Origin of the sequence: Ralstonia sp. AU12-08, assembly GCF_000442475.1 — a bacterium.
GTDB classification, from domain to species: domain Bacteria; phylum Pseudomonadota; class Gammaproteobacteria; order Burkholderiales; family Burkholderiaceae; genus Ralstonia; species Ralstonia insidiosa.
Genome location: NZ_ASZV01000067.1, coordinates 1 through 5679 on the forward strand (window position 1 = coordinate 1; position 5679 = coordinate 5679).

The 5679-nt window shown below is 52.9% G+C and carries 2 tRNA genes and 3 rRNA genes; all 5 read left to right on the plus strand.

The features are described 5' to 3' along the window. Positions 1–263 precede the first annotated feature (263 nt). Positions 264–1801: ribosomal RNA gene (locus C404_RS58615) — 16S ribosomal RNA — on the plus strand. A 60-nt stretch (positions 1802–1861) separates the two neighbouring features. Continuing rightward, positions 1862–1938: transfer RNA gene (locus tag C404_RS58620), tRNA-Ile, on the plus strand. A 36-nt stretch (positions 1939–1974) separates the two neighbouring features. Then, positions 1975–2050 (plus strand) — tRNA-Ala (locus tag C404_RS58625). A gap of 268 nt (positions 2051–2318) precedes the next feature. Beyond that, positions 2319–5197, plus strand: a 23S ribosomal RNA gene (locus tag C404_RS58630). Between the two features lie 118 nt (positions 5198–5315). After that, a 5S ribosomal RNA gene (gene rrf / locus C404_RS58635) occupies positions 5316–5428 on the plus strand. Together the 16S, 23S and 5S rRNA genes with 2 tRNA genes alongside form the textbook arrangement of a ribosomal RNA operon. Positions 5429–5679 lie beyond the last annotated feature (251 nt).

The following is a 5679-nucleotide window of genomic DNA, read 5'->3' on the forward strand; positions in this document are numbered from 1 at the left end:
TTGTTGACAGCGACGAAAAAGCTCTGCATAATCTCGTTTCTCTGCTGCAGCAAACGCAGCGACGCGGTGAACAAAGTTGATCGCGCAGTTCTTTAACAAACAAACAGCCGATAAGTGTGGGCGCTTAATACTGGATGCGACGAACGCAAGTTCGTTAGCTTACAAGTAATGAAGTGCTCGCACAGAAGTAAGGTTTGAACGAAAGTTCAAGTCAGATTCTGAGAGTGAGCGACCGCTCGTAATAGAGCGAAAAACAGCAGATTGAACTGAAGAGTTTGATCCTGGCTCAGATTGAACGCTGGCGGCATGCCTTACACATGCAAGTCGAACGGCAGCATGATCTAGCTTGCTAGATTGATGGCGAGTGGCGAACGGGTGAGTAATACATCGGAACGTGCCCTGTAGTGGGGGATAACTAGTCGAAAGATTAGCTAATACCGCATACGACCTGAGGGTGAAAGTGGGGGACCGCAAGGCCTCATGCTATAGGAGCGGCCGATGTCTGATTAGCTAGTTGGTGAGGTAAAGGCTCACCAAGGCGACGATCAGTAGCTGGTCTGAGAGGACGATCAGCCACACTGGGACTGAGACACGGCCCAGACTCCTACGGGAGGCAGCAGTGGGGAATTTTGGACAATGGGGGCAACCCTGATCCAGCAATGCCGCGTGTGTGAAGAAGGCCTTCGGGTTGTAAAGCACTTTTGTCCGGAAAGAAATCGCACTTACTAATATTAGGTGTGGATGACGGTACCGGAAGAATAAGGACCGGCTAACTACGTGCCAGCAGCCGCGGTAATACGTAGGGTCCAAGCGTTAATCGGAATTACTGGGCGTAAAGCGTGCGCAGGCGGTTGTGCAAGACCGATGTGAAATCCCCGGGCTTAACCTGGGAATTGCATTGGTGACTGCACGGCTAGAGTGTGTCAGAGGGGGGTAGAATTCCACGTGTAGCAGTGAAATGCGTAGAGATGTGGAGGAATACCGATGGCGAAGGCAGCCCCCTGGGATAACACTGACGCTCATGCACGAAAGCGTGGGGAGCAAACAGGATTAGATACCCTGGTAGTCCACGCCCTAAACGATGTCAACTAGTTGTTGGGGATTCATTTCCTTAGTAACGTAGCTAACGCGTGAAGTTGACCGCCTGGGGAGTACGGTCGCAAGATTAAAACTCAAAGGAATTGACGGGGACCCGCACAAGCGGTGGATGATGTGGATTAATTCGATGCAACGCGAAAAACCTTACCTACCCTTGACATGCCACTAACGAAGCAGAGATGCATTAGGTGCTCGAAAGAGAAAGTGGACACAGGTGCTGCATGGCTGTCGTCAGCTCGTGTCGTGAGATGTTGGGTTAAGTCCCGCAACGAGCGCAACCCTTGTCTCTAGTTGCTACGAAAGGGCACTCTAGAGAGACTGCCGGTGACAAACCGGAGGAAGGTGGGGATGACGTCAAGTCCTCATGGCCCTTATGGGTAGGGCTTCACACGTCATACAATGGTGCATACAGAGGGTTGCCAAGCCGCGAGGTGGAGCTAATCCCAGAAAATGCATCGTAGTCCGGATCGTAGTCTGCAACTCGACTACGTGAAGCTGGAATCGCTAGTAATCGCGGATCAGCATGCCGCGGTGAATACGTTCCCGGGTCTTGTACACACCGCCCGTCACACCATGGGAGTGGGTTTTGCCAGAAGTAGTTAGCCTAACCGCAAGGGGGGCGATTACCACGGCAGGGTTCATGACTGGGGTGAAGTCGTAACAAGGTAGCCGTATCGGAAGGTGCGGCTGGATCACCTCCTTTAAGAGCGTGCATCCGACGTTAGGCGTCCACACTTATCGGTTTGTTTGATGTTACAGCCAAGGGTCTGTAGCTCAGGTGGTTAGAGCACCGTCTTGATAAGGCGGGGGTCGTAGGTTCAAGTCCTACCAGACCCACCAAGTTACGGACGGTGGAAGAAGTACTCTGCCGTGACTGGGGGATTAGCTCAGCTGGGAGAGCACCTGCTTTGCAAGCAGGGGGTCGTCGGTTCGATCCCGTCATCCTCCACCAAAACCTTTTGGTTACCAAACGCAAGCATCGACGAAGTGATGTCGATGGTGTTTGCGTTTGGCCTAGCCAAGACGAGCGTAAAAGTTCGGCTGTTCTTTAACAATATGGAATGTAGTAAAGGTGTCGCGGAGCATTGATGAGATGCTCGGTAGTAACGCGACACTGGGTTGTGATTGTATCAACCAGTATTACCAGAGCAATCGAAAGATTGTCTTGGAATACGGCACAACGCGAGAACTCAGCCTGTAACGAGACATACTCGTTATAGGGTCAAGCGAATAAGTGCATGTGGTGGATGCCTTGGCGATTACAGGCGATGAAGGACGTAGTAGCCTGCGAAAAGCTGCGGGGAGCTGGCAAACAAGCTTTGATCCGCAGATGTCCGAATGGGGAAACCCGGCCCGCATGGGTCATCCCTTGCTGAATACATAGGCAAGGGAAGCGAACGCAGCGAACTGAAACATCTAAGTAGCTGTAGGAACAGAAATCAACCGAGATTCCCAAAGTAGTGGCGAGCGAAATGGGATCAGCCTTGTACTCTTTAGCAGTATTGCTAGCAGAACGGAATGGAAAGTCCGGCCATAGCGGGTGATAGCCCCGTATGCGAAAGCAGTATTGTGGAACTAGGTGTACGACAAGTAGGGCGGGACACGTGAAATCCTGTCTGAAGATGGGGGGACCATCCTCCAAGGCTAAATACTCGTAATCGACCGATAGTGAACCAGTACCGTGAGGGAAAGGCGAAAAGAACCCCGGGAGGGGAGTGAAATAGATCCTGAAACCGCATGCATACAAACAGTCGGAGCCTGGAAACGGGTGACGGCGTACCTTTTGTATAATGGGTCAGCGACTTACATTCAGTGGCAAGCTTAACCGATTAGGGAAGGCGTAGCGAAAGCGAGTCCGAATAGGGCGTTCAGTCGCTGGGTGTAGACCCGAAACCAAGTGATCTATCCATGGCCAGGTTGAAGGTGCGGTAACACGTACTGGAGGACCGAACCCACTAACGTTGAAAAGTTAGGGGATGAGCTGTGGATAGGGGTGAAAGGCTAAACAAACTTGGAAATAGCTGGTTCTCTCCGAAAACTATTTAGGTAGTGCCTCGTGTCTCACCTTCGGGGGTAGAGCACTGTCATGGTTGGGGGGTCTATTGCTGATTACCCCGCCATAGCAAACTCCGAATACCGAAGAGTGCAATCACGGGAGACAGACATCGGGTGCTAACGTCCGGTGTCAAGAGGGAAACAACCCAGACCGCCAGCTAAGGTCCCTAAATATTGCTAAGTGGGAAACGAAGTGGGAAGGCTAAAACAGTCAGGAGGTTGGCTTAGAAGCAGCCACCCTTTAAAGAAAGCGTAATAGCTCACTGATCGAGTCGTCCTGCGCGGAAGATGTAACGGGGCTAAGCAATATACCGAAGCTGCGGATGCACGTAAGTGCATGGTAGGAGAGCGTTCTGTAAGCCTGTGAAGGTGTCTTGTAAAGGATGCTGGAGGTATCAGAAGTGCGAATGCTGACATGAGTAGCGATAAAGGGGGTGAAAGGCCCCCTCGCCGTAAGCCCAAGGTTTCCTACGCAACGTTCATCGGCGTAGGGTGAGTCGGCCCCTAAGGCGAGGCAGAGATGCGTAGCTGATGGGAAGCAGGTTAATATTCCTGCACCGTCGTATGATGCGATGGGGGGACGGATCGCGGAAGGTTGTCCGGGTGTTGGATGTCCCGGTCCCTGCATTGGAGATGGCACTTAGGCAAATCCGGGTGCGTGATTCAAGGGTGTGGGGCGAGCGACTTTAGGTCGCGAAGCAATTGGAAGTGGTTCCAAGAAAAGCCTCTAAGCTTCAGTCATACGAGACCGTACCGCAAACCGACACAGGTGGGCGAGATGAGTATTCTAAGGCGCTTGAGAGAACTCGGGAGAAGGAACTCGGCAAATTGGTACCGTAACTTCGGGATAAGGTACGCCCTTGTAGTTTGACTGGCTCGCGCCAGAAGGACGAAGGGGTTGCAATAAAATGGTGGCTGCGACTGTTTAATAAAAACACAGCACTCTGCAAACACGAAAGTGGACGTATAGGGTGTGACGCCTGCCCGGTGCCGGAAGATTAAATGATGGGGTGCAAGCTCTTGATTGAAGTCCCGGTAAACGGCGGCCGTAACTATAACGGTCCTAAGGTAGCGAAATTCCTTGTCGGGTAAGTTCCGACCTGCACGAATGGCGTAACGATGGCCACACTGTCTCCTCCCGAGACTCAGCGAAGTTGAAGTGTTTGTGATGATGCAATCTCCCCGCGGCTAGACGGAAAGACCCCATGAACCTTTACTGTAGCTTTGCATTGGACTTTGAACCGATCTGTGTAGGATAGGTGGGAGGCTTTGAAACCGGGACGCTAGTTTCGGTGGAGCCGACCTTGAAATACCACCCTGGTTTGTTTGAGGTTCTAACCTTGGCCCGTGAATCCGGGTCGGGGACAGTGCATGGTAGGCAGTTTGACTGGGGCGGTCTCCTCCCAAAGTGTAACGGAGGAGTTCGAAGGTACGCTTGGTACGGTCGGACATCGTACCTAAAGTGCAATGGCAAAAGCGTGCTTAACTGCGAGACCGACAAGTCGAGCAGGTGCGAAAGCAGGACATAGTGATCCGGTGGTTCTGTATGGAAGGGCCATCGCTCAACGGATAAAAGGTACTCTGGGGATAACAGGCTGATACCGCCCAAGAGTTCATATCGACGGCGGTGTTTGGCACCTCGATGTCGGCTCATCTCATCCTGGGGCTGTAGCCGGTCCCAAGGGTATGGCTGTTCGCCATTTAAAGAGGTACGTGAGCTGGGTTTAAAACGTCGTGAGACAGTTTGGTCCCTATCTGCCGTGGGCGTTGGAATCTTGACGGGGGCTGCTCCTAGTACGAGAGGACCGGAGTGGACGTACCGCTGGTGTACCTGTTGTCTCGCCAGAGGCATCGCAGGGTAGCTATGTACGGAAGAGATAACCGCTGAAAGCATCTAAGCGGGAAACTTGCCTGAAGATGAGGATTCCCTGGAGACTTGATCTCCCTGAAGGGTCGTTCGAGACCAGGACGTTGATAGGCTGGGTGTGGAAGCGCAGTAATGCGTTCAGCTAACCAGTACTAATTGCCCGTGCGGCTTGATCCTATAACCGGTATGTTTCCGGCTGGGTCTGCCTTGTGCCTGATACACACATACTCACAACCAAACTACATTCCCATATTGGCGGCGTTGACCATCGAGTCAGCGACGCGACAAGTCATAGCCTGGTGACCATAGCGAGTCGGTACCACCCCTTCCCATCCCGAACAGGACCGTGAAACGACTCCGCGCCGATGATAGTGCGGATTCCCGTGTGAAAGTAGGTCATCGCCAGGCTCTCCCTCAAAACACCCCAGCTCCACTCGAGCTGGGGTGTTTGCTTTTACGCCTCCAAAACGCAGCACCACCGCTGCCTCCCTGCCGCAACAGCCCAACAAAAAAGCCACCCAACGGGTGGCTTCTTGCGTTCTGCTGCTCCAAACAACCTCAGACCCGCGCCAGGTACCGCTCCACCAGCCTCACCCAGTACGTCGCGCCCAACGGCAGCAGCTCGTCGTTGAAGTCGTAGCTCGGGTTGTGCAGCATGC